Source organism: Rubritalea sp. (assembly GCF_051252225.1).
Classification (GTDB): Bacteria; Verrucomicrobiota; Verrucomicrobiia; order Verrucomicrobiales; family Akkermansiaceae; genus Rubritalea.
Genome location: NZ_JBPOGE010000005.1, coordinates 23633 through 45500 on the forward strand (window position 1 = coordinate 23633; position 21868 = coordinate 45500).

The following is a 21868-nucleotide window of genomic DNA, read 5'->3' on the forward strand; positions in this document are numbered from 1 at the left end:
CATGCTAAGTTCATGGTCGGCATTTTTTATTAAAGGTATTATGATTTTTCTATGAGACTGTATGTGATTCGTCATGCCAAGGCTATGGATTATGGAAATGCGTCTAGCGGTGGTGAACGAGCGCTTACTGCGGATGGCCAAACTCAAGCGAGCAGGATAGGTGACTATTTTCTGGGAAACTCAGAGAAGCCTGAGCTTGTGCTTACGAGCCCCATTTTACGCGCTAAGCAAACCGCTGAGATCTTATGTGAGGTGGCTAAGCTAGGTAGTGCTCACACAGTGGATTGGCTTCGCTGTGGAATGCGACCAGAAGTGGCAGTACGGGAACTCACAGCATATAGAGAGTTTGAACGTGTCGCTATAGTGGGCCATAACCCAGATCTGTACTTTTTACTCCACCATTTACTGAATGAGATCAGTGCGCCAGAGCATGTTAAAAAAGCGAGCGTGCACGTTTTAGAGAGCTTTGACCCGCCAGCTAACAGTGCTCTGTTAAGTGAGATACTTCGGTTTTAGTTCACCCACGAATGGGTGGTTTTGCGCATCTGTTTGATCAGCTCACTGCTTTTAGGGATAGGTTTGGGGTAGTTGTAGCCAAACCAAAGCACGGCGGTGAGATTATTTCCCTTAGCCATAGACCAGAGTGCTCTCCCTCCGAATGCTGATGTGCTGTGACTGGTAATCCCTTTGAAGTTATTGAGTAGGTCGAGTGTGGCTTTCGCTGAGCCGGGCTGGATAGCCGGTGTGGGCGCGGGAGAGTTAGAGAAGATAGTGTCACCTAATTGGTTACTGATCTTCTGAATGTAATAGGTGTGTGGGCGTTTCCCGTCATTGGCAAGCGTGGCATAGGCTGTGGCCAAATCCAGTGGGGAGCAGACAGCTCTTCCATAAAATATTTCATCGGTGTTGAAAGGACCCTTGAAGCCGAACCGTTTGGCTATGCCGACCATGTCGCTTTCCTCTAATTGTTTACCCGTTTGAGTGGGCTGCCCTTTGATCGGTGTTTTTGAACGCTCGAGAGCTGCTGCGTAGATGAATGGGGTGAAAGCATTTCCGAGATCAATCTTACTGTCTACTGCTCTGTTAAAAGGGCTATCTTTGTATGACTTTCCTCCAATCACACAATGGATAGCTCCAGTCTTGTGATTAAGAATCACGCAAGCTGCTTGGAGTTGTTCATCACCATTTGCTAACAAAATATGATCGATGTCTTTTTGTGCTTTTTCGATAATTTTTTGGTTTAAAGTCGTCTGAATCGTGAGCGCCCCTTCACGGACATCTTCATCTGCGAGGATTTCCTGAAGGTGCCTATCGACAGCTTCCATCGCATAGGGGTTACCGCGAACGGAGTTTGAGCTGTCAGAGTCAGATTGGTGAACGACGAGAGGGGTCTCTTCAATTTGAGCTGCTTCTTCAGGAGTGATGCGTTCAATGTCGACCATGCGAGCCAAGACTTGATCACGTTGTTCCTGAGCGGCTTCTAGATTACGTAATGGAGAAAAAATATGGGGACCGCGGATAATACCCGCAAGTGTGGCCGACTCAGAAAGGTTTAGCTCTTTAGTCGGCTTGGAAAAGTACTTTTGTGATGCTTGCTCGATCCCGTAGCAGCCGGAGCCGAAGTAGATACGGTTCAAGTAGAACGCCATGATCTGTTCTTTGCTGTAGTGTTGCTCTATCCGGAGGGTTAGTGCTATTTCTAGCAGCTTTCTGTTGATTGATTTGGCTTTGATATCATAGGTGTTCCGTGCTAGCTGCATGCTTAAGGTGGAGGCTCCTTGGGTGAAGGAGAGATCTTTGATATTTCGTACTGTTGCTCTGATAAGACCTTTAAAATCAATTCCACAGTGGCTTTCGAAATTAGTGTCTTCGCGAGCGATGAGCGCATCCACGAGGTGCTGCGGTAAGTCATCCTTTGTTATACAGTCTTTGAACTTTGCGTTGCTGAGCTGCAGCTGGAGTCCGCTTGTGTCTAACAATAAGTTTTGCTGCTGTTGTTCCGCAACTTTGTCTAAGTCGAATTGTTGAGCGCGATAGCCATAATAGCCAGCAATGAGAAGGACCACTACGACGCCAATGAGAAAAAGGCGAAGGCTTACCCTGACACAAAGCTGAAGCCATTCAGGCATCCAACTTGTCATTGGTGATTTTGTATTCTGCTCAGATTTCCAGTCCATGGGGAGGTGTTGCTCTATTTTACCGAGCTGGGATTGCCCTTGGTGGGGTTCCTTCTTGGATTACTTGCGCTCGCACCGGGTGATTGTCACAAGTGTGCTTAGGAATCAAGTCACTTGGTACTTCTGCTGTGTATGCAGTGCGTTGTTGCTCGCACCCCGGAGTTGCGACTTGTGACGTATAGCGACAGAGTCGGATCTTCTGGAAGGGCAAGCTAGGCTCTAGTGAGTGCGCTGGGTACTGGCTCGGGTTTGCGGCTTTCATGACATCCGCCCAGATAGGAAGGGCTAGGGTCGAGCCGTAGCCACGGTGGACAGTAGGTTTGTTATCATCCATTCCAACCCATACTGCGCATGTCAGACTGCTAGTGTATCCCGCAAACCAGGCATCTCGGTAGTTGTCCGTGGTTCCCGTTTTACCCCCGCATGGAACTTCGTAATCATAAGTGCTCCGCAAGGACGCCGCAGTTCCACGGCTAGTGACTTCTTGGAGTGTGTTAGATACTGACCAGGCAGAGCCAGTTTTGGCGGCTTGGTAGGGCATAGCACCTGATCCAGGGTAAACGACATTGCCTTCAGCGTCGGTAATTTGTGCAATGATGAATGGGCGGTAAATGACTCCGCCATTTGGAAATGCGCTGTAGGCTTGTGCTACTTGCTGAGGTGTGGCCTCGAAAGCTCCAAGGTAGGTGGCTGGCGTGTCAGGAATTTTTTGGTCAAAACCCACTTTTCTTGCAGTTTCTAAAACGTTTTCTATTTGTGCGTAATCACCAATCCGGACTGAGGCGGTGTTGCGTGAACGCGCTAGAGCCTCGCGGACAGTCATCATGTTTTCGTAGGTTCGATCGGAGTTTGCTGGTGACCAATTTCCGTAGGAGCCCTTGATCTCACCTGGGCGAATTCTGCTGTCGCGTACCCATGCTCCTGGTTGCATCCCTTTATCGAATGCTGTCATGTAGACGAAGGGTTTGAAGATCGAGCCAATCTGGCGTCTGCCGTAGAGAGCTCGGTTAAACTTAGATTCATCGGCATTGCGTCCGCCGACGATAGCTCTGATCGCCCCGCTTTTGTTATCAATACAGACTACTGCGCCCTGGATATACTTTGGTGCTGTGCGTTGCTTTGATGGGATCTGTAGGAACTGTGACCGGGTTTGATGCTTGTACCCTGAACGAGATTCGACAGTGTGGAGGCGTTTTTCAACAGAGAGTTCGGCTGCTTTTTGCAATGTCGGGTCGATCGTTGTTGTGACCTTGAGTCCGCCCATTTCGATATTGTGACGTTCCAAGATTACATCAAGATCACGGCGAATGGCGTCCATTGCGTAGGAATCGTGAATAATCCGGCGACCATTCGGACGCACGTCAAGTTCTTCCGCTTTTGCTAGATCGGACTCATCTTGAGTGACAAATCCATAATGTACCATGCGCCCCAGTGTGACATTGCGTTGGTTTTTAGCCGCCTGATAGTCGACAAATGGCGAAAAGGTGTTTGGGCCGCGAATGATACCAGCAAGCATAGCCGCTTCTGAGAGGCTAAGTTGGGCTGCGGGCTTTTCAAAATAGGTACGAGATGCTGATTCGATACCTCGAATAGAATGTCCCCAGAAAATACGATTCATGTAGTTCTCTAGGATTTCGTCTTTGCTGTATCGATTTTCAATACGTATGGCCAAGGCCATTTCTAAGAGCTTTCCGTCAATTGATTTTCCATCATAGCTGTAGGTGTTGTCTGCCAGCTGCATAGTGATGGTAGAAGCTCCTTCTTTTTTACCTCTCGAGACGAAGCGAGAAAATGCACGAACGAGTCCACGGAAGTCTATGGCGCCATGTTTATAGAAGCGTGCATCCTCACGGGCGATAAGAGCTTGCTTGAAAGAGGGGGCTACTTGATTGAATTTTAGCATTAATCGGTTGTCGCCGTGGACCGTGCCAATTTCCGTTTTCCCATCGTTGGCGTAAACAATCGAGCGCGCTGGCATTTCGGTGACTTTATCTAAGTCGTAACTAGACGCCCTCACCCAATAAAAACCGCCCGCAGCGAGAGAAATAGTAAATCCAATCACAAAGCAGGTTGTGATGAAGCGTGCGCAGCCATTCCAAAAGGGGTGCCATTTCTTTGTGGCAATATCCACCAAAGTCACAGGCCAAAAAAGGAGGCTGAAGAAAGTGCTACGCTGCTTTTGGCGCTTGCGGTTAGTAGCTTTTTTGGCTGTTTTGCGCTTAGCTGATTTTGTCTTTTTGGCTGCCATGATGTTGCGGGAGACCGCCGATTCTGGCAGCCTGTGAGATGGATACGCTAAAAATCCTACAAGTCCTACTGAAAATTCATTTTCAGAATGAAAAAAAAGGACGTATGGTAACGCTATATCACTGAAGAAAATGACAGTATTTAAAAATTGGAGCACTCTTATAATAACTCTGACCGCAATCGTAAGTAATAACGTATGCGCTCAGATCTCTGCACCGATGGTCAAGAGCGTAGAGGAAATTAAGGAACTACAGTCACAGCTACACGATGTGGTAGCAAGGACGCAACCTGCGACAGTGGCTCTCACATCTGAGCGAACGGGAGCTTGGGGCAGTGGGGTCGTAGTCAATGAACAAGGGCTAATTCTTACCGCTGCTCACGTGAGCCAAGGGGCGCAGACGATGGTGGTGATTTTTCCAAATGGGAAAGAGACTACAGCTCGAGTCCTAGGGGGTAACCGTACTAAAGATACTGCGATGCTGCAGATCACTGAGGAGGGTGCTTATCCTTTCGTTGAACTTGGTAGCTCAGATAAACTGGTGGTAGGGGATTTTCTCGTAGCGATGGGGCATGCTGGTGGGCACGATCCTCTGCGCCAGCCACCCGTACGGTTTGGCCGCATGGTGTCGCGCAATGTGAATGGCTATTTTACTAGTGACTGTACTCTTATCGGTGGCGATTCTGGTGGGCCTATTTTTGATATAAATGGCAGTTTGGTCGGGATTAATTCATCGATCGGTCAGAACTATAAGGCGAACAATCACGCTGGAATCAGTGGCTTACTTGCGGATTGGAAGCGTCTGATGAATGGTGAAACTTGGGGGAGTCTTTCTTCAAATCCATTTGCGAACAGCGACTCACCTGTTCTTGGAGTTGAAATAGCTGGTTTACATAATTTTGGGGTCTTGGTCGGCTCTGTTGTTCCAAACAGCCCAGCGCAGAAAGCTGGTGTGAAGCAAGGGGACGTAATCACCTCTGTGAATGAAATCGAGGTCAAAGACGGTACCCAATTAGTGTTTGAACTACACCGCTTTAGACCGGGGCAGCAGGTGAAGTTGACGGTCATACGTAGTGGCGCAGAGATGGAAATAGAGGCGACTCTGATGCGCTTGGCTGATTTAAATGAACAATAAATTTTTGATAGATAGTAGTATGAGAAATGGATTATTAGCTGTTGGTATTTTGGCTCTGTCTCTAGTTGGGGCCAGCGCCCAGAATCACGACCTCGCCAAGGTCGGTTTGCCTTTTGTAAGAATAAGCGACGCAGCTGTGTTAGTGAAGCAGTCTGATGCTTTCTATAAGGCTATAGAGCCACTTTCTAAAGAAGCTGGGCAGCATGCTGTGAATGTTTATAGCTCGGGAAGAATGGTCGCGCGCGGGACTGTGACTGAGCATGGCGTGTTGACCAAGTGGAGTGAGCTAGTTTCCAAGGGGAGTAATATTCAGGTCGTGGGGTACGATGGTATTCAGCGAGACTCCTACGTTAAGTCGGTGTATCTTGAATACGACCTAGCGTTGTTAGACTATGGTGGTGGATTGCCAGCTGTAGATTTTCTGAAAGTGTCTGAGGATCACGTTGGTGATTTTATATTTGCTGTTGGACCAGCTAAGGACGCACATGGTTTTGGTGTTGTGAGTGTGGCCCCTCGAAGCTTGCGCGAAACGGATAAAGCCTATCTCGGTGTGCGGATGGATTTTAATCCGGTGAATGATGGGGGCGTTCGGCTAGAGTCAGTAGAGCGTGGTGCTCCTGCGGCACATGCAGGTCTGGTAAGTGGGGATATTATCACTACGGTTAATGATGAAAAAGTCGACGGAGTGTATGAGTTAGGCATTGTTTTACAGCGGATGAAACCGGGTGAATTAGTAAACCTTTCCATTATTCGTGGTGAGAATGTCTATAGAACCGAAGTTGTGCTAGGTGCTCGCAGTGATGAGATGAAGCAATTTTCTCCAGAACGCATGAAGCAAATGAAGCGTATGGGGGGAGCTATTAATGAAGTAGCAGAAGGTTTCCCTGAAGTGCTTCAGAGTGATATGCAGGTCAGAGCGATCGATGCTGGCGGACCAGTGTTTGATATCGATGGAAACTTCGTAGGACTGATTGCGGCTCGGGCTAGTAGAATCAAGACCTACATTATCCCACCTCATAAACTTTTAGAGCAGCTAGAAAAACAGCCAGACATGACAGCGAGCGTTAACAAGCTCGATCAAAGGCAAAAGAAGCTGGATCAGCGCCAACAAGTGGGGAGAGCGGATGATGCTGAAGAAACCGAGCAGCTTCGAAAAATTATCACACAGGCACAAGAGCGGATTCTAGAGCTCGAGCAAAGCGAATGAGGCCTTGCTACTTAGAAAGGATTTCTTCTAACAAGAATGTCTTACGTTCTCCTAGTGCATTGACTTGGTAGAATTTTTTAAGCTCCGTATCGTAGCCAGTAAGGTAACCACCAGCAAAGACGTTAGTGTCGATGCAGAGGGTGTTATTGATGAGTCTAGGAACGCCGTCGACTTGGCGAGTGTGACCGCAGACTACGAGCTTACCGGAGCAATGAGCTTTGCTTGCTGGAAAGCGCTTGTTCATTAAGGTTTCTGATTTTTGTTGGTCCATTGGGATCGCTGGAGCGAACCCACCATGCACACAGATGAAGTCTTCCGCTTCGTAATAGTAAGGAGCTTCAGAAAGGAATGTCGAATGGCTCATTGGGACATTGTCTAAATTGTTGCCATAAGAAGCGAGACTGGCTGAACCACCTATGAATGGTTCCATCCAAAAATCAAACATGGTAGGGCTACGGAGTACCTCTTCTAGGTAGACATCATGGTTCCCTTTTAGAGTGATTAGTTGGCGGCTTTTCTTAAGTTCGATAAGAAAATCGAGGACACCTTTACTATCCTCACCTCGATCAATGTAGTCACCTAAGGTGACGATTGTCTGATCTGAGCTGGGTTGAGCGAAGTCTAGGAGGGACTTAAGCTGTGAAAGACAGCCATGAATATCACCAATGATAAGAGCCATAGCTTAGTTTTAATAAGTTCAAATATTTATGGAAGCATCGAGTCTGTTTTTATGCTGACGCCTTGACCTTTGGGGCAGGTTATCGATGGAAAAATGTTAGGCTACTTGCGAAGTGGAGGTTATGCTGTTAGGTTACAGTGCTATGAAAACAAAAACACTATTAATCAGCGCACTCGCATTTAGTATCCCAACGTCTTTTCTGTTGGCTGAACATCATGAAGCCTCAGACAAGGCCGACACGGCTGGGGAGAAGGTAGAAAAGAAGAAAAAGAATAATTTTGCAGACATCTCAGTCGATGACCTGAAAGTGGCGATTGATGCAGGTGACGTGGTGGTGATCGATGTGAATGGCGCAGAGTCCTATAAGTCTGGACATGTTCCTGGAGCTGTCGAGTTTGGAGCTGTAAAAGCGGACTTCGCATCAGCACTTCCTGAAGACAAGGGAGCATTGGTTGTTGCTTATTGCGGCAGCCCTAAATGTGGAGCTTGGAAAAAGGCTGCAGTGGCAGCGAAGAAGCTTGGTTACACCAATGTGCAGCACATGAGTGCTGGGATCAAAGGTTGGAAGGACGCAGGTCAAGCAACTGAATAACCCACTAGTATAAATTTTTAAGCGACTACCTAGAGCCTTTCGTTGCTAGGGAAGTCGCTTTTTTATTTTTTAAGGGCACCTCCGGTAACTAGCGTTGGTGCTGATGGAAAGAATTTCCAGTCCGAAAGAGGCCTATCACGTCTTGGCTGGAGGATCGACTTTTCCGTGGCTTGCTTATTTCAAACAATTGAATTTGATAGATGTGTGATGTGTGGCATTTGTATCAGGTGAAATCTGTTGGTTTAATTTTCCCACATCAATTGTTCATGCCGCACCCCGTGCTCGAGGTGGCTGATGAAGTGTACCTCGTGGATGATGCTTGGCTCTATCAAGGAAAAGGTGAGTGGGAAATTCGCCCACACCGAAAGCGCATCCTCTATCTTAAAGCCTGTGTGCTTCAGTACATGGAGCAATTGAAAGCATCAGGCGTGGCTGTTGAGCGTGTGAGCTCACTAGAGCAACTTGCATCCGACTACCAATCTATCAAAGTCTGCCAGCTTACAGATGAAATTCTCCAAAAGGAACTGGAGAGGCGATTTTGTGAGGCTGAGATCGAATGGCTTGAGTCACCTAGTTTTGTGACACCTTCAGTGTGGGCTGAGCAATTTTTTTCAGAAGGGAAAAAGCCCTTTATGAAAACGTTCTATGAAGCTCAGCGAAAGCGCATGGGAATCTTAGTGGATGGCTGCGGAAAGCCAAATGGTGGCAAGTGGAGCTTTGATGAAAATAATAGAAAAAAGCTCCCGAAAAAAGCCATTGTGCCTGAAGATCCTCGCACAAAGTACAGTGAGAGCGAGATACGGATCATTGCGGAAGCTCGGGCAGAATTAGAAGAAAATGGCTTGTGGGTGAAAGCTGTAGGCAACGGCGATAGTCTTCGCTACCCACTGAGCCATCGTGCAGCGGAGCGGTGGTTAGAGCAATTCCTCGCCCAGCGTTTTGTTGGGTTTGGTACCTATGAAGACGCCTTAAGCCAACGCGGTGACTTTTTGTATCATAGCGTGCTCACACCGATGCTAAATATCGGCCTACTCACGCCTCAGCAGGTGGTTGATTCCGCTATAGCCTATGCGGAACAAAACGGTGTCGCGATGAATGACCTTGAAGGCTTCGTGAGGCAGATCATTGGCTGGCGCGAATTCATCGCTATCATCTATCGCAAGCATGGCAGCTGGATGCGGAATCAAAATTTTTGGGGATTTACAGAAGCCATTCCTGTATCGGTCTGGAAAGGTAAAACCGGCCTCGAGCCACTTGATTCTGTCTTGGAGAAGGTCCAACGAGAGGGCTATGCCCATCACATTGAGCGTCTCATGGTATTGGGAAATTTTTTCATGTTGATGCGTATTGAGCCCAATGCGGTGTACCGCTGGTTCATGGAAATGTTTGTAGATGCCTATGATTGGGTGATGGTTCCGAATGTGTATGGGATGAGCCAGTACGCGAGTGGTGGATTTATGGTAACCAAGCCGTATCTATCAGGTTCTAATTACTTGAAGAAAATGTCGGATTTTCCAAGCGGTCCATGGTGTGCGGTATGGGACGCTTTGTATTGGTCATTTATTGATGATCATCGTACTTTTTTCGCGAGCCAGTTTAGAATGAAAATGATGCTTGGGCATCTCGATCGCATGGGCGCTGAGAAGTTGGCTGAGCATCATGCGCTCGCAAACGAGTTTCGGCAATGTATGCGTGAGGGCAAGGTCTGGCCTGGAGACACACTATTCTAGGGGAGCTGATGGCGGAGAATGTACATTTAGTGTGGTTGAAACGTGATCTTCGATTGTTAGATCATCAGTGTTTTGTCGAGGTGGAGAAGCGCTGCGCTCAAGGTGACAAGATGATCGCGGTTTATGTCTATGAACCTTTAGTGTACCGAGCGGTAGAATTTGATGCCTGCCATTTATATTTTCTTAATGAATGCCTAGTTTCACTGAGAGCGGATCTCAGAGCTATTGGCGGTGAGTTGCTTATTCTGAAGGGAGATGTTGTTAGAGTCTTGGAGAGAGTTCGCAGTCACTTCGCAGTGAGCCATCTATGGGCGCATGAGGAAAACGGCAATGAAGTGACCTATACCAGAGATCTTCATGTGGCGGCGTGGGCGAGGGAAATGGGGATCACCATGTGTGAGTACCCGCAAAATGGGGTGGTGCGCCGATTGAAATCGCGTGATGGTTGGGCTGAGCAATGGAAAGATCGGATGGGGGAACCTGTATTTGATAAACCTAGCTCTTTCCATTCACCTGAGATCCAAACCCCAGGAGATGTGTACAGTGCTGAAGCTTTAGGTCTGCAAGACCGATTAATGATCGATAGACAGAGAGGGGGAGAACTGGAGGCTGGGCAGACATTAGATAGCTTCTTGGTCGAACGAGGCATGGAGTATCGCAGTGCCATGAGTAGCCCCGTCACAGCTTACGATGCCTGTAGTCGCTTAAGTCCCTACCTCAGCTACGGTGCCATTTCTGTGAAAGTAGCCTATCAAGTAGGAATGCAGAGGCTTAGTTGTATCAACAAAGATTCAGTACAGAAGGGCAAGGTCACAGTCTGGAAACAGAGTGTACGATCGTATTTGTCGCGCTTGCGCTGGCATTGCCATTTCATGCAGAAAATGGAAGATCAACCCAATATTGATTGGGTCAATATCGCTCGCTCGTATGATGGATTACGTGGTGAAAATTTAGAGCTGTTAGAAAAGTGGGCCCAGGGCATGACGGGGTATCCCATGGTCGATGCATGCATGCGCGCTGTGCGAGCGACTGGCTGGTTGAATTTTCGTATGCGAGCGATGGTGATGTCCTTTGCGAGTTACCACCTATGGCTCGACTGGCGTGAGACAGGAGTGGTGCTCGCGCAGTATTTTGTGGATTACGAACCAGGGATTCACTGGAGCCAAGTACAGATGCAGAGTGGGACTACTGGAATTAATAGCATCCGTGTCTATAGCCCAATCAAACAGGTTTTAGATCAAGACCCTGAGGGGCTTTTTATCAAAAAATGGGTACCTGAATTAGCAAATGTACCAGCACAATACTTAGCCCAACCTGAGGAGATGCCCAGAATGGAACAGGAGTTTTGTGGCTGTGTGATTGGTCGTGATTACCCTGCACCTATTGTGAACCATAAGGAAGCGTATCGTCACGCCCAGGATAAGATAAGGGCGGTGCGCGCTATACCCCATGCACGTGCTGAGGCGCAGGTAATCTATCAAAAGCACGGTAGTCGCTCAACTCGGCGACGGCATCGCTAAGGCTAGTCTTACTTGATCGAGTAGGAGCAGAGCTGTGACGCTTTGTTGCTCTGCTAATACACTTATTGTCGGGCTGCTTTTTTAGCAGCTTTCTTCTTGTTAGACTTGATGCGAATACGGAACTGATTGTCGGTATGCTTGGTTTCTATTTTGGGAATGGCTTTGGCGAGATCGGAGAGTTTAGCATGTCCCCAGCTTCGAGAATCAAAGTCGGGCGCGATATTGTTAATGTGCTGGCCTACACCGCCGAGTGGGGCCCAGCCTGAGTCGTTGCTCGTCGCATCGATCGCTGATTTAAAGTAATGAAATAATTTAGATTCTGTAACTGGCTTTACAGAAGATGCGGAGCCTTCATCGGATTGCAAGAGCTCAAGGTAGATGAACTTATCACAGGTCTCAACAAAGGGTTTCGGTGTCTTCTTTTGGCCAAACCCATAGACGGTGAGGGATTGCTCCCGTATACGTGCCGCGAGTGGCGTGAAGTCAGAGTCGCTGGATACCAAGCAGAAACCGTCGAAACGGCCAGTGTACATTAGGTCCATCGCGTTGATAATCATGGCTATGTCGGTGGCATTTTTCCCTGTGGTGTAGGCAAATTGCTGGATAGGCTGGATTGAGTGGTCAAGTAGAGAATCTTTCCAGCCGCTGAGTTGGTTACTGCTCCAGTCACCATAGATTCGGCGCACGTTTGCGGTGCCAAATTTAGCGATTTCCTCCATGATAAAAGGGATGGATTTAGCTGGCGTGTTGTCAGCATCGATCAGAACGGCGAGGCGCGGTGTGTGGTCAAAACTCTGAGACATTGGTGTTTTTTTAGGTGCTGGTGTGGAGTTTGTCGAAGATATTTCATTCAAAGGGATCTATGAGGGAGCATCTTTAGGGAACTCTGTATCTGTTGTGATCTTGACGCTGAAGCCTTAGCTGTTAGTTTGCTGGTGTATGAAATTACCTTTAATCGTTGTAGGCGCAGTAACTCTATTCATTCCAGCAGCATCATTGTTAGCTCTTGAAATTCCAGTGAAAGTACCAAAGACCCCTGATGTTTCTGACGTTGCGGATAAGCAGCTAGATAAAGCTAAAAAGGACGTTAAGAAAGAAGCGGATAAGCAAGTAGACGAAGCTCAGAAGAAGGCTGAAGATAAAGTTGAAGACGCTACAGGTGAGACTGGTAAAAAAGTCAAAGAGGGCAAAAAAACTGTAGATGCTATCAACGCACTCACTAAGTAAGCTAATATCGGGTGTGTTTCGCCCATTCTAGCGTGCTAGAAATGAAGTCCACGGCTTGATTGTATGGAATATATACAACAAGCCGTTTTTTGTGGCTTGAGAGTGAAGCAATAGTATAAGTTTGTACTATAGGCTCACCATCGTGAACTTTGTTTTGCATATCTGGTGAATGCGTGTAGTCCTGCGCAACGGCGATACACTTTTGGTCTCAAGATTCTCTCTGAGCAAATGGGCGATTGCCCTGAAGAATTATTGATTATGAAAAAAGTATTCACACTTACAGACGAGAAGAAAAAGCCAGCGCGTTTGATCGAAGCAGCGAAAAGCTCTATTAATAAGTACATCAAGCGTGAGCGTAACAAGAAGCTCCCTGAAGGAGTCGACTTTATCGACTTCAACTGCAAGTTTGGTTATGTGGCTGATGAAGCAAGCACCATTCACCTTTCTAAGCTTTTTTCAGCAATTGATGGTGCAGAGCAAGACGCCGTAGAGTCATTCTATGTAGAGGTTATTCCTGTCGAAGGAGTACGCCGTAAGAAGTAACTCAGTTGAAGCTGTAAAAAAAATTACAGCTAGTGCTCTTGAATTGTGTTTTACCACGAATAGCACTAATTTCACGGATTAGGTTACTGGCTTGTGGAAGCTACTAACCTAGGTTCTGAACGCCGATTCTTAGTCGGCGCTTTAAGCCTTTGCCGCTTCAGCTGTCTTTTTCATCTCCTTGAGGCGGAGCTGGCCGCATGCAGCATCGATATCGTGGCCTTTCTCAAGACGCATGGTTGTCATGACGCCGAGGTTCTTTACGGTGTCGCGGAAGAGTTTACAATGTTCATCAGACGGGCGCTCCCATTCGAGGCCTTCGACTGTGTTGTAGGGAATGAGATTGACGAAACCGCCAAGCTTCTTGGCTTTTTCCGCGAGGATTTCTGCCTGCTCTAGTTCATCGTTGATTCCCTTGATGAGAATGTATTCGAGGGTGATACGCTGCTTGTTCTTACTAGCAAAGTAGTGGAGAGCATCGAAGAGTTCAGCGACCTGCCACTTTGAGTTCACAGGCATGATCTTATCACGCACTTCATCGGTGGCTCCGTGGAGCGAGATCGCTAGTGAGACTTGGTTTTCGCGCTCGGCAAGCTTACGGATCATCGGTACGAGCCCTGAGGTGGAGACTGTGACAGAGCGTGGCGCAAGGTGGAGTCCCCAGTGACCAGTGATGATGTCGAGAGCTGGATTGAGATTCTTGAAGTTAGCAAGTGGTTCTCCCATACCCATGAAAACGACGTTGGTGATGACCTTGCCTGAGTGTTCGCGGATGGCGACTAGCTGACTAATGATTTCAGCAGTCGTGAGGTTGCGGGTTAGTCCGTCGAGCCCTGAGGCGCAGAATTTACAACCGTAGGCACAGCCTACTTGTGAGGAAACGCAGACGGTCATACGGTTAGAGCGAGTTCCGTCCTCGAGCGGTGTGGCTGGAATGAGAACGGATTCGATGTAACGACCGTCACTGAGTTGGAAAAGGTACTTTCGTGTGGTGTCCTCAGAACCTTGGACTTTTACGATCTGTGGCAGCTCGATGCTGAAATGCTCATTGAGGATTGCTCGGTAGCGCTCAGTGATGGATTCCACTTTACTGAAGTCACGCACATCGTTTCGGTACACAGCTTCCATGACTTCCTTAGCATGAAAGGCAGAACCTCTGTGCTGGGTGAAGAAGTCAGCAAGACCGTCTCTGGTGATTCCGAGGATGTTTTGTTTCGCGCTCACGGGGCTGTGGTGGCAGGGATTTTAGAAAAAATCACGCTTTTTTTCATCACATCAGTATTCAGTTGGTAGTTGTCACTTTTCTACCACGAATTTCGTGAATTGGACGAATGGGGGAGATTGAATGTTTTAGCAGCGAAATATGCTAAAGTTTCTAAAAATGAATGACTGACGTAACCAGTTTCACGGCGAATGATACGTAATAATAGGAATTGATTAGGTCGGGACGCGTAGGGATATACGTCCGCGCCTTTGGGTTACGTAGCTAGGACGGTGGATGGATTTCACCACGAATCTGGCTAAGCACTCGGAGAGGGGAATCTGAGGCGTTTTGGGGGTGTTATGTATTTTTTTTTGTGTGAGTTATGAGGGAATCTAATTGTTCAAAACTAGTGGGGGAAAATCTTCTTGAAATATGAAGACTTAAGTAGACACTCACAGCGAATTCATGAGCTTGTATTTAGACTATTTAAAAGAGATTGAGGATCGCCAGGACCAAGGGTTGAATCCTAAACCAATTGATGGCGCTGAGCTATTAAGCGAGATCATTGCGCAAATCAAAGACACGGAGAACGAATACAGAAAAGATTCTCTCCATTTCTTTGTTTATAACACATTACCAGGCACAACCAGCGCAGCTGGGCAGAAGGCCAATTTTTTAAAAGACATCATTCTTGGCGTATCTGCTGTAGAGGAGATTACAACAGAGTTCGCATTTAAGCTGCTCTCGCACATGAAAGGTGGCCCGTCCATCAGAGTGCTTCTCGACCTTGCGCTTGATGACGATGTTCAGGTTGCTCTGCAGGCAGCTGAGGTCTTGAAGACTCAAGTGTACCTGTACGATGCTGATACTGAGCGCCTCGAAGCCGCATACAAAGGTGGCAGCTCGATCGCCAAAGACCTTCTAGAAAGCTATGCGAAGGCTGAGTTCTTCACAAAACTTCCAGAAGTACCAGAAGAAGTTAAAGTGGTGACATACATCGCTGGTGAAGGTGATATTTCTACAGATTTACTTTCCCCTGGTGGCGAAGCTCACTCACGTTCTGACCGTGAACTTCATGGGAAGTGTCTTATCACTCCTGAAGCACAGCAGGAAATTTCTAAGCTTCAAGCGGATCACGCAGGAGCACGCGTAATGCTTATCGCTGAAAAGGGAACAATGGGCGTAGGCTCCTCACGTATGTCAGGGATCAACAACGTTGCGCTCTGGGCAGGTCATCAGGCTAGCCCATACATTCCATTTGTGAATATTGCGCCAGTAGTTGCTGGAACTAATGGTATTTCTCCAATTTTCCTCACGACTGTCGGCGTGACTGGCGGTATCGGTATCGATCTTAAAAACTGGGTGAAGAAGACTGATGCTGACGGCAAGACTGTTCTCGATGAGAATGGTGATGCTGTGCTAGAGCAGGCTTACTCAGTTGAGACTGGTACTGTTCTCACTATTAACACAGTAGAGAAGAAGCTTTATAACGGTGACCAGGAATTGGTCGATGTTTCCTCAGCTTTCACTCCTCAGAAGGTGGAGTTCATGAAGGCGGGCGGTTCCTATGCGATCGTTTTCGGTAAGAAGCTTCAGACCTTCGCCGCTAAGACTCTCGGAGTAGAGGCACCTGTGGTTTTCGCTCCAGCTAAGGAAATCTCCAATGCGGGACAAGGTCTCACAGCGGTAGAGAAAATCTTTAACCGTAACGCCGTTGGTGTTGCGAGCACTGATCCACTTCATGCTGGTTCTGATGTTCGTGTGGAGGTTAATATCGTCGGTTCTCAGGACACGACAGGTTTGATGACTTCTCAGGAACTTGAGGCGATGGCTGCGACAGTAATTTCTCCAATCGTGGATGGTGCCTACCAGTCTGGTTGTCACACAGCTTCTGTTTGGGACAAGAAGGCTCAGGCAAACATTCCTAAGCTGATGAGCTTCATGCATAAGTTTGGTCTGATCACCGCACGTGACCCGAAAGGTGTTTATCATCCAATGACAGACGTGATTCACAAGGTGCTTAATGATCTCACTGTAGACGACTGGGACATCACCATCGGTGGTGACTCCCACACACGTATGTCTAAGGGTGTAGCATTCGGTGCCGACTCCGGTACTGTGGCGCTCGCGCTTGCAACAGGTGAGGCAACTATGCCAATCCCAGAATCTGTGAAGGTGACCTTTAAAGGACAGATGAAAGAGCACATGGACTTCCGTGATGTGGTACACGCAACGCAGCTTCAGATGCTCCAGCAGTTTAGCGGAGACAACGTGTTCCAAGGTCGTATCATCGAGGTTCACATCGGCACTCTCCTCGCTGACCAAGCATTTACCTTTACTGACTGGACTGCAGAAATGAAGGCGAAAGCGTCGATCTGTATTTCTCAGGACGCGACACTCATCGAGTCACTTGAAATTGCTAAGAGCCGTATCCAGATCATGATTGATAAGGGCATGGACAATGACACTCAAGTGCTTCAGGGCCTCATCGATAAGGCAAACAAGCGCATTGCGCAAATTCAGTCAGGTGAGCAACCACCACTTGCACCAGATACAGACGCGAAGTACTTCGCTGAGCTCGTTGTAGATCTCGATATTATCAACCAGCCAATGATTGCTGATCCAGATGTAAACAATGTCGATGTATCCAAGCGCTACACACACGACACTATCCGTGATCTTGATTTCTACGGTGGTACTAAGCACGTAGACCTCGGTTTCGTAGGTTCCTGCATGGTGCACAAAGGTGACATGAAGATCCTTGCTCAGATGCTTAAGAATCTTGAGACGCAACAAGGTGAAGTGAAGTTCAATGCTCCACTCGTAGTGGCTGCGCCAACATACAATATCATCGATGAGCTTAAGGCTGAAGGTGACTGGGATATTCTGCAGAAGTACTCAGGTTTCGTATTCGACGATAGTGCTCCTAAGAGCGCAGCACGTACCGAGTACGAGAACATGATGTATCTCGAGCGTCCTGGTTGTAACCTCTGTATGGGTAATCAGGAAAAAGCTGAGAAAGGTGACACTGTGATGGCTACATCCACACGTCTTTTCCAAGGCCGCGTGGTTGCTGACTCTGATCGTAAGAAGGGTGAGTCGCTCCTTGGATCTACTCCACTCGTGGTGCTTTCTGCTATCCTTGGTCGCATTCCAACGATCGAGGAATATAAGGCTGCTGTTGAGGGAATCAACCTCACAAGCTTCGCTCCACCAGTTGCAGAGCTGACAGCCTAAGTTCATTCGCTTAGACTAAAATTTTCAGAGCGGTCCGGAAACGGACCGCACTTTTTTTTGTGGTAAGGTAGCGAGTGGAGTTTGGGAGATTTTTACCGCAAAATGCGCGAAATCTTCGAAAATTGCCGGATTGATGAAACGGATTGATGAAACGGATTTCACCACGAATTTTGCTAATCTCACGAATGTGGGAGGGATATGACTCAACTTTATGAAGATTCATTAAGTTTCAGTAATTATTGAAAATATAATCTTTACTTGCGGTTTAGTTTTCAGTACTTACTGAAAGTACAAACATGAGTGAGCAATTCAAAGAATCAAAGGATGCGTTTATTGCGCAGTGGGGAGCACTAGGTAGCAGCTGGGGAATTAGCCGTACAATGGCACAGGTACATGCCTTGCTAATGGTCAGCCCTGAGCCGATGAGCACCGATGAGGTGATGGAGGATCTGGTGATCAGCCGCGGCAATGCCCATACTAATCTGAAGGATCTAGTCAGCTGGGGCTTGATTCGCATCGTGGTGAAGAAGGGGGAACGTAAGGAGTTTTTCGAAGCTGAGAAGGATGTGTGGAAGATGTTCACGCTAGTGCTGAAAGAACGCCAGCGCCGTGAGATCGACCCAGCACTCACTTTACTACAAGACTGCGCAGAAAATACCGAGAATGATAAAACGGCTGAGGGTGTTGCGTTTCACCAGCAGATGAAGGAGCTAGAAGGCTTTGCTCAGCTTGCCAGCAACGCTGGAGATAAAATTAGTAGACTAAAATATGGGCCAGCTCTGAAGATAGCAGCCAAGCTGTTAGGAGTCGGGTAAGTAGAAGACTTTCTGCCGTCTAACATTCCGTTAGGCGGCATTTATAAAATAAAACCAACTAAGAAAATGAACGGACAAATCGAACAAGTAATCGTTTATATCGTCTACACTGTAGCGAGTATCGGACTCACCATATGGGTGGCTAACACATTACATAAAAATGGCAGGGTGTTTCTGATAGAAGCATTTCGTGGTGACGAGGAGCGCGCTGACGCTGTGAATCATCTTTTAAAGGTAGGGTTCTACCTTATTAACATAGGCTTCGTGCTGCTGTTTCTTAAAATGGGAACCAGACCTGAAGGCTTTGTTGGTGCTATCGAATACTGTGCGACGAAACTTGGTTTTGTCACTCTAGTGCTCGGCGGCATGCACTTCTTCAACATGTATAACTTCGACAAGATGCGTAAGAAGGGAAGAACTCCCCAGGTGACTCCACTTGCTGCTGCAGGAAAATAGCACGTCCCTTTTTTTAAGGACAACTTTCAAAAATAACTGAAAATTCGATAACATGAAACTCAACGATGATGTAGAATGGGTAGAGGTATACTACGATGGACAGTGCGGGATGTGCTGCACTTTTCACGAGTGGGTTAATCGGCAAGAGCGGGCAAACGACATTGTTTTTTTACCCTATCAAAGTGAGGAAGCTCTGAACCGTTTCCCTACACTCAACACGCGGGACCCAGCTAGACAAATGGTGGTGCGTACCAGTACTGATGAGATCTATCAAGGGGCTGAAGCCTGGGTGTGGTGTCTCTGGAGTTGTACTAAGTACAGAGGCTTAGCTAAGAAAGTAAGTAAGCCTCAGCTATTGCCTCAGGTGCAGAAGATTTGTCACTTGCTGGCAGCCAATCGACTCACTTTGAGTAAGTTGTTCTTCCGTGGAAAGAGCAAAGAAGTGGCTGCGAGAGTTCACCATATGCCCGAGGTGGAGTGTGATGGAACGTGTGCGATAAAGAGTGACTAACCGCTGCTAGAAACATGATACAACTTGAGAATATTATTAAGCTCGCTGGTGCTGCGCAACTCGCTCTGGTAGCAGTGAGCTTTTTTATACCGCGTGTACTCAACTGGGATAGCGATTTGAGCAAGCTCCCTCGTTTACTGCGGCAGATGTTCTGGACCTATGCCGTGTATCTGCTGGGAAGCCACTTGTTTTTTGGATTACTCTCTACTTTTGCTGCAAGCGAACTGACGCGTGGAAGTGTGTTAGCCTGTTTCCTCACTGGTTTCATGTTGATATGGTGGGCGGCTCGACTCGTGCTCCAGTTCTTCTGTTTTGATATGAGTGAGGTTCAGCAAAGCCTATTTCATAAAATGGCTAAATGGGGACTGAGTGCTCTCTTTATCTGTCTCACCGTAGTGTACGGCTGTGCGTTCTTTAGAAATATACTACTATGTGCGTAGTCTGGATCATTGCCGTTCTATTTTACCTTGTGGGAGCAAAGCTATTCTTTGACCACAAACCATTGAAGCGACTCTATTGCTGGTTTGCAGTGCTCTGTGGCTATACTGCCGTGCATCTTGTAAGCCTTGAGGCTGGAGCCTTTCTCCGTATGGTCATGCTCTGCAGCGTATTGATGGCTGGCATGAAATGGATTGTGTATAGCGAATGGCGCAGAAGCGGAGGCCAGGTCATACCATTGGGGAGCTGGTTGTGTTTTGCTTGCTGCTGGTTTGGCATGGATCCTAAGCCCTGGGTTACCAGCAGGAGGAAGCTGAGTGTTCGTGCTGACTGGGCGTGGGGAAGTTTTTGTGGACTAGTGGGAGTCGCGCTCGTGTATGTAATGAGCGATGTGGTTGCCTTAGTCCCTCTTTTTATAGCAATGAGCATGGGCTTCCACTTTGGAGCTCTACGTTTACTTACTGCATTTTGGAAATCTGTTGGAGTTCCTGTGAGGGCTCTGTTTCGAAATCCTCTCCGCATGCGTGGCTTTGCTGACTTTTGGGGCAAGCGCTGGAACTTAGCTTACTCACAGATGATGGCTCGCTGCGTGAAGCGTCCATTGAATCGATTTTTAGACCAAAGGGCAGGAACTTTTGCGGTGTTTGTGATTTCAGGTTTACTCCATGAACTCGCTATCACTGTTCCGGTAAGAGGGGGCTACGGTCTTCCGACACTCTTTTTTATGATGCAAGGGCTGTTCACCTGCTATGAAGGGAAACCGAGTAAGTGGATGGGCGTGCTCTGTGGGCTGAGCCTTATTTGGGGACTGCCAGTCTTGTTTCCCGAACGTTTTGTGATGGAGGTGATTTTACCTGCTAGAGATTTTGTAACCGTATTAATTGAAAAATGAAAAGTATCGTAATCGTAGGAGCGAATGGATTTTTGGGACGTGTGCTGTCACGTTACTTCCTCGACCAAGGCTGGAGTGTGGTGGGGATTGCTCGTGAGCCCTATGGCCTGATTGAAGGTGTGGATTTTGTCTATTGGGATGGAAAACATGTCGGAGAGTGGACTGAGGCTCTCGAGTGGGTAGATGTGTTGGTCAATCTTGCGGGGCGTTCAGTGAATTGCCGTTATAGTGAGAAGAATCGTAAAGCGATTATTGATTCACGTGTCGAGACAACGAAGTTGTTAGGTGATGCTGTTAGTAAATGTAAGGGCCCTCCCAAGGTGTGGATTAATTCAAGTACAGCGACGATATATAGGCATGCTGAAGACCGACCGCAGGGAGACTTAGATGGTGAGATTGGAAGCGGTTTCTCTGTCGAGGTCGCGAAAGCCTGGGAAGAAGCCTTCTTTGGGCAAGCTCGTGTAGGAGTGAGACAAGTGGCGATCCGTTCAGCTATCGTGATGGGGAATGAGCCGGAAACCGTGTGGACTGTTCTGCAGAAGCTCGCTCGCCTAGGGCTTGGTGGCAAGATGGGGAGCGGAAAGCAGATGGTTAGCTGGATTACGGATCTTGATTTTGCTCGTGCTGTAGAATGGCTCGCCAAGAATCCAAATGCAGATGGGACTTACAATGTGAGTGCGCCCAATCCCGTAACGAACACTGAACTGATGAAGCTTATTAGAAAGAGTGTGGAGTGCCGATTTGGACTGCCTGCCACTAAGTGGATGCTGGAAGTAGGAGCGTTCTTTATGAGGACTGAAACCGAGCTGATCTTAAAGAGTCGCTGGGTGATTCCCACTAGGTTGTTAGAAGAGGGGTTTGAGTTTAAGAATGAGGAACTTGAGCAACGGGCAGGAGGTCGTCATGTCTGAGGATATTAAATGGCGAGAGCCACTCGCGACGCCGTTAGAATCTGTATTGGCACTCATCAAAGCTACATTTTGTGCTGCATTAGTCGCGTCATTACTGGCACTGATCATCGTGGGGCTGATACTCGGAAAGGGGAGCGCGGGTGTAATGGTCGCATTATACGGCGGTATTATTCACTCAGGTAGTATGCTCGTGGTTGGGCTTCCATTTTACTTATATGCTTGGCCTCGTCCTTGGCTGTCTATTTGGATGCCTGCGTATGCATTACCTGTTGGTGCATTCTTGAGCGTGGTGCCGCTACTATTTATTCTCTGATTAAATGGTGACGCTGTTTTAGGGGGAATAATTGTAATT

General features: G+C 47.6%; 21 protein-coding genes. 16 read left to right on the top strand and 5 right to left on the bottom strand.

Translation table 11 applies throughout. The features are described 5' to 3' along the window. The first annotated feature begins 51 nt into the window (after nt 1-51). Entirely contained in the window at nt 52-516 is a 465-nt protein-coding gene (locus ACSHX2_RS06575) for a SixA phosphatase family protein (RefSeq protein WP_435691774.1), read from the top strand. Here the strand turns inward: ACSHX2_RS06575 and ACSHX2_RS06580 are convergent. Continuing rightward, the gene (locus tag ACSHX2_RS06580) at nt 513-2177 is read right to left on the bottom strand and encodes a transglycosylase domain-containing protein (protein WP_435691776.1); all 1665 of its coding nucleotides are present in this window, start codon (nt 2175-2177) and stop codon (nt 513-515) included. The two genes, ACSHX2_RS06575 and ACSHX2_RS06580, sit on opposite strands and share 4 nt — an antisense overlap. Nucleotides 2178-2196: 19 nt before the next feature. After that, the gene (locus tag ACSHX2_RS06585; protein ID WP_435691777.1) at nt 2197-4425 is read right to left on the bottom strand and encodes a transglycosylase domain-containing protein; all 2229 of its coding nucleotides are present in this window, start codon (nt 4423-4425) and stop codon (nt 2197-2199) included. Nucleotides 4426-4642: 217 nt separating this feature from the next. Between ACSHX2_RS06585 and ACSHX2_RS06590 the strand changes: the two genes are divergently transcribed. Both ACSHX2_RS06590 and ACSHX2_RS06595 read left to right on the top strand, forming a co-directional pair. Continuing rightward, nucleotides 4643-5557 (top strand): S1C family serine protease, encoded by a 915-nt coding sequence (locus ACSHX2_RS06590; RefSeq protein WP_435691779.1) that lies wholly within the window; start codon nt 4643-4645, stop codon nt 5555-5557. After that, a complete protein-coding gene (locus ACSHX2_RS06595) occupies nt 5547-6764 on the top strand; it encodes a PDZ domain-containing protein (RefSeq protein WP_435691781.1) in 1218 nt (405 codons plus the stop codon). Before ACSHX2_RS06590 ends, ACSHX2_RS06595 begins: the two co-directional genes overlap by 11 nt. Before the next feature lie 7 nt (nt 6765-6771). Here ACSHX2_RS06595 and ACSHX2_RS06600 read toward each other — a convergent pair whose 3' ends face one another. After that, a complete protein-coding gene (locus ACSHX2_RS06600) occupies nt 6772-7443 on the bottom strand; it encodes a metallophosphoesterase family protein (RefSeq protein ID WP_435691783.1) in 672 nt (223 codons plus the stop codon). Between the two features lie 142 nt (nt 7444-7585). Between ACSHX2_RS06600 and ACSHX2_RS06605 the strand changes: the two genes are divergently transcribed. The 3 genes from ACSHX2_RS06605 to ACSHX2_RS06615 all read left to right on the top strand — a co-directional run bounded on the left by ACSHX2_RS06605 (nt 7586) and on the right by ACSHX2_RS06615 (nt 11285). Beyond that, nucleotides 7586-8035 carry a rhodanese-like domain-containing protein gene (locus ACSHX2_RS06605; RefSeq protein WP_435691785.1) on the top strand — a complete coding sequence of 150 codons (450 nt, stop codon included), beginning with the start codon at nt 7586-7588 and terminating at the stop codon, nt 8033-8035. 200 nt (nt 8036-8235) lie between these two features. Then, entirely contained in the window at nt 8236-9765 is a 1530-nt protein-coding gene (locus ACSHX2_RS06610) for a cryptochrome/photolyase family protein (RefSeq protein ID WP_435691787.1), read from the top strand. Nucleotides 9766-9773: 8 nt separating this feature from the next. Further along, on the top strand, nt 9774-11285 hold the full coding sequence (locus ACSHX2_RS06615; RefSeq protein ID WP_435691789.1) for a deoxyribodipyrimidine photo-lyase/cryptochrome family protein: 1512 nt from the start codon (nt 9774-9776) through the stop codon (nt 11283-11285). A gap of 62 nt (nt 11286-11347) precedes the next feature. Here ACSHX2_RS06615 and ACSHX2_RS06620 read toward each other — a convergent pair whose 3' ends face one another. Beyond that, nucleotides 11348-12088, bottom strand: coding sequence for an NYN domain-containing protein (locus tag ACSHX2_RS06620; RefSeq protein ID WP_435691790.1), 741 nt, complete (start codon nt 12086-12088; stop codon nt 11348-11350). A 136-nt stretch (nt 12089-12224) separates the two neighbouring features. Between ACSHX2_RS06620 and ACSHX2_RS06625 the strand changes: the two genes are divergently transcribed. Continuing rightward, nucleotides 12225-12512, top strand: coding sequence for a hypothetical protein (locus ACSHX2_RS06625; protein ID WP_435691792.1), 288 nt, complete (start codon nt 12225-12227; stop codon nt 12510-12512). 258 nt (nt 12513-12770) lie between these two features. After that, nucleotides 12771-13055 (top strand): DUF6172 family protein, encoded by a 285-nt coding sequence (locus ACSHX2_RS06630; protein ID WP_435691794.1) that lies wholly within the window; start codon nt 12771-12773, stop codon nt 13053-13055. 141 nt (nt 13056-13196) lie between these two features. Here ACSHX2_RS06630 and rlmN read toward each other — a convergent pair whose 3' ends face one another. Next, complete coding sequence (gene rlmN / locus ACSHX2_RS06635) at nt 13197-14276, bottom strand: 23S rRNA (adenine(2503)-C(2))-methyltransferase RlmN (protein WP_435691796.1); 1080 nt, start codon at nt 14274-14276, stop codon at nt 13197-13199. Between the two features lie 445 nt (nt 14277-14721). Here rlmN and ACSHX2_RS06640 point away from each other — a divergent pair, with 445 nt between their 5' ends. The 8 genes from ACSHX2_RS06640 to ACSHX2_RS06675 all read left to right on the top strand — a co-directional run bounded on the left by ACSHX2_RS06640 (nt 14722) and on the right by ACSHX2_RS06675 (nt 21829). Then, nucleotides 14722-17493, top strand: coding sequence for a bifunctional aconitate hydratase 2/2-methylisocitrate dehydratase (locus tag ACSHX2_RS06640; RefSeq protein WP_435691798.1), 2772 nt, complete (start codon nt 14722-14724; stop codon nt 17491-17493). Nucleotides 17494-17789: 296 nt separating this feature from the next. Beyond that, nucleotides 17790-18308, top strand: a complete 519-nt coding sequence (locus ACSHX2_RS06645) for a GbsR/MarR family transcriptional regulator (protein WP_435691800.1) — start codon at nt 17790-17792, stop codon at nt 18306-18308. Between the two features lie 66 nt (nt 18309-18374). Further along, a complete protein-coding gene (locus ACSHX2_RS06650; RefSeq protein ID WP_435691802.1) occupies nt 18375-18764 on the top strand; it encodes a hypothetical protein in 390 nt (129 codons plus the stop codon). A 52-nt stretch (nt 18765-18816) separates the two neighbouring features. Further along, complete coding sequence (locus ACSHX2_RS06655) at nt 18817-19275, top strand: thiol-disulfide oxidoreductase DCC family protein (protein ID WP_435691804.1); 459 nt, start codon at nt 18817-18819, stop codon at nt 19273-19275. Nucleotides 19276-19289: 14 nt separating this feature from the next. Next, nucleotides 19290-19715, top strand: a complete 426-nt coding sequence (locus ACSHX2_RS06660; protein ID WP_435691806.1) for a hypothetical protein — start codon at nt 19290-19292, stop codon at nt 19713-19715. After that, on the top strand, nt 19706-20605 hold the full coding sequence (locus ACSHX2_RS06665) for an MBOAT family protein (protein ID WP_435691808.1): 900 nt from the start codon (nt 19706-19708) through the stop codon (nt 20603-20605). Before ACSHX2_RS06660 ends, ACSHX2_RS06665 begins: the two co-directional genes overlap by 10 nt. Then, nucleotides 20602-21516: a TIGR01777 family oxidoreductase gene (locus tag ACSHX2_RS06670; RefSeq protein WP_435691810.1), complete on the top strand. Its 915-nt coding sequence runs from the start codon at nt 20602-20604 to the stop codon at nt 21514-21516. Before ACSHX2_RS06665 ends, ACSHX2_RS06670 begins: the two co-directional genes overlap by 4 nt. Beyond that, the gene (locus ACSHX2_RS06675; protein WP_435691812.1) at nt 21509-21829 is read left to right on the top strand and encodes a hypothetical protein; all 321 of its coding nucleotides are present in this window, start codon (nt 21509-21511) and stop codon (nt 21827-21829) included. Before ACSHX2_RS06670 ends, ACSHX2_RS06675 begins: the two co-directional genes overlap by 8 nt. Nucleotides 21830-21868 lie beyond the last annotated feature (39 nt).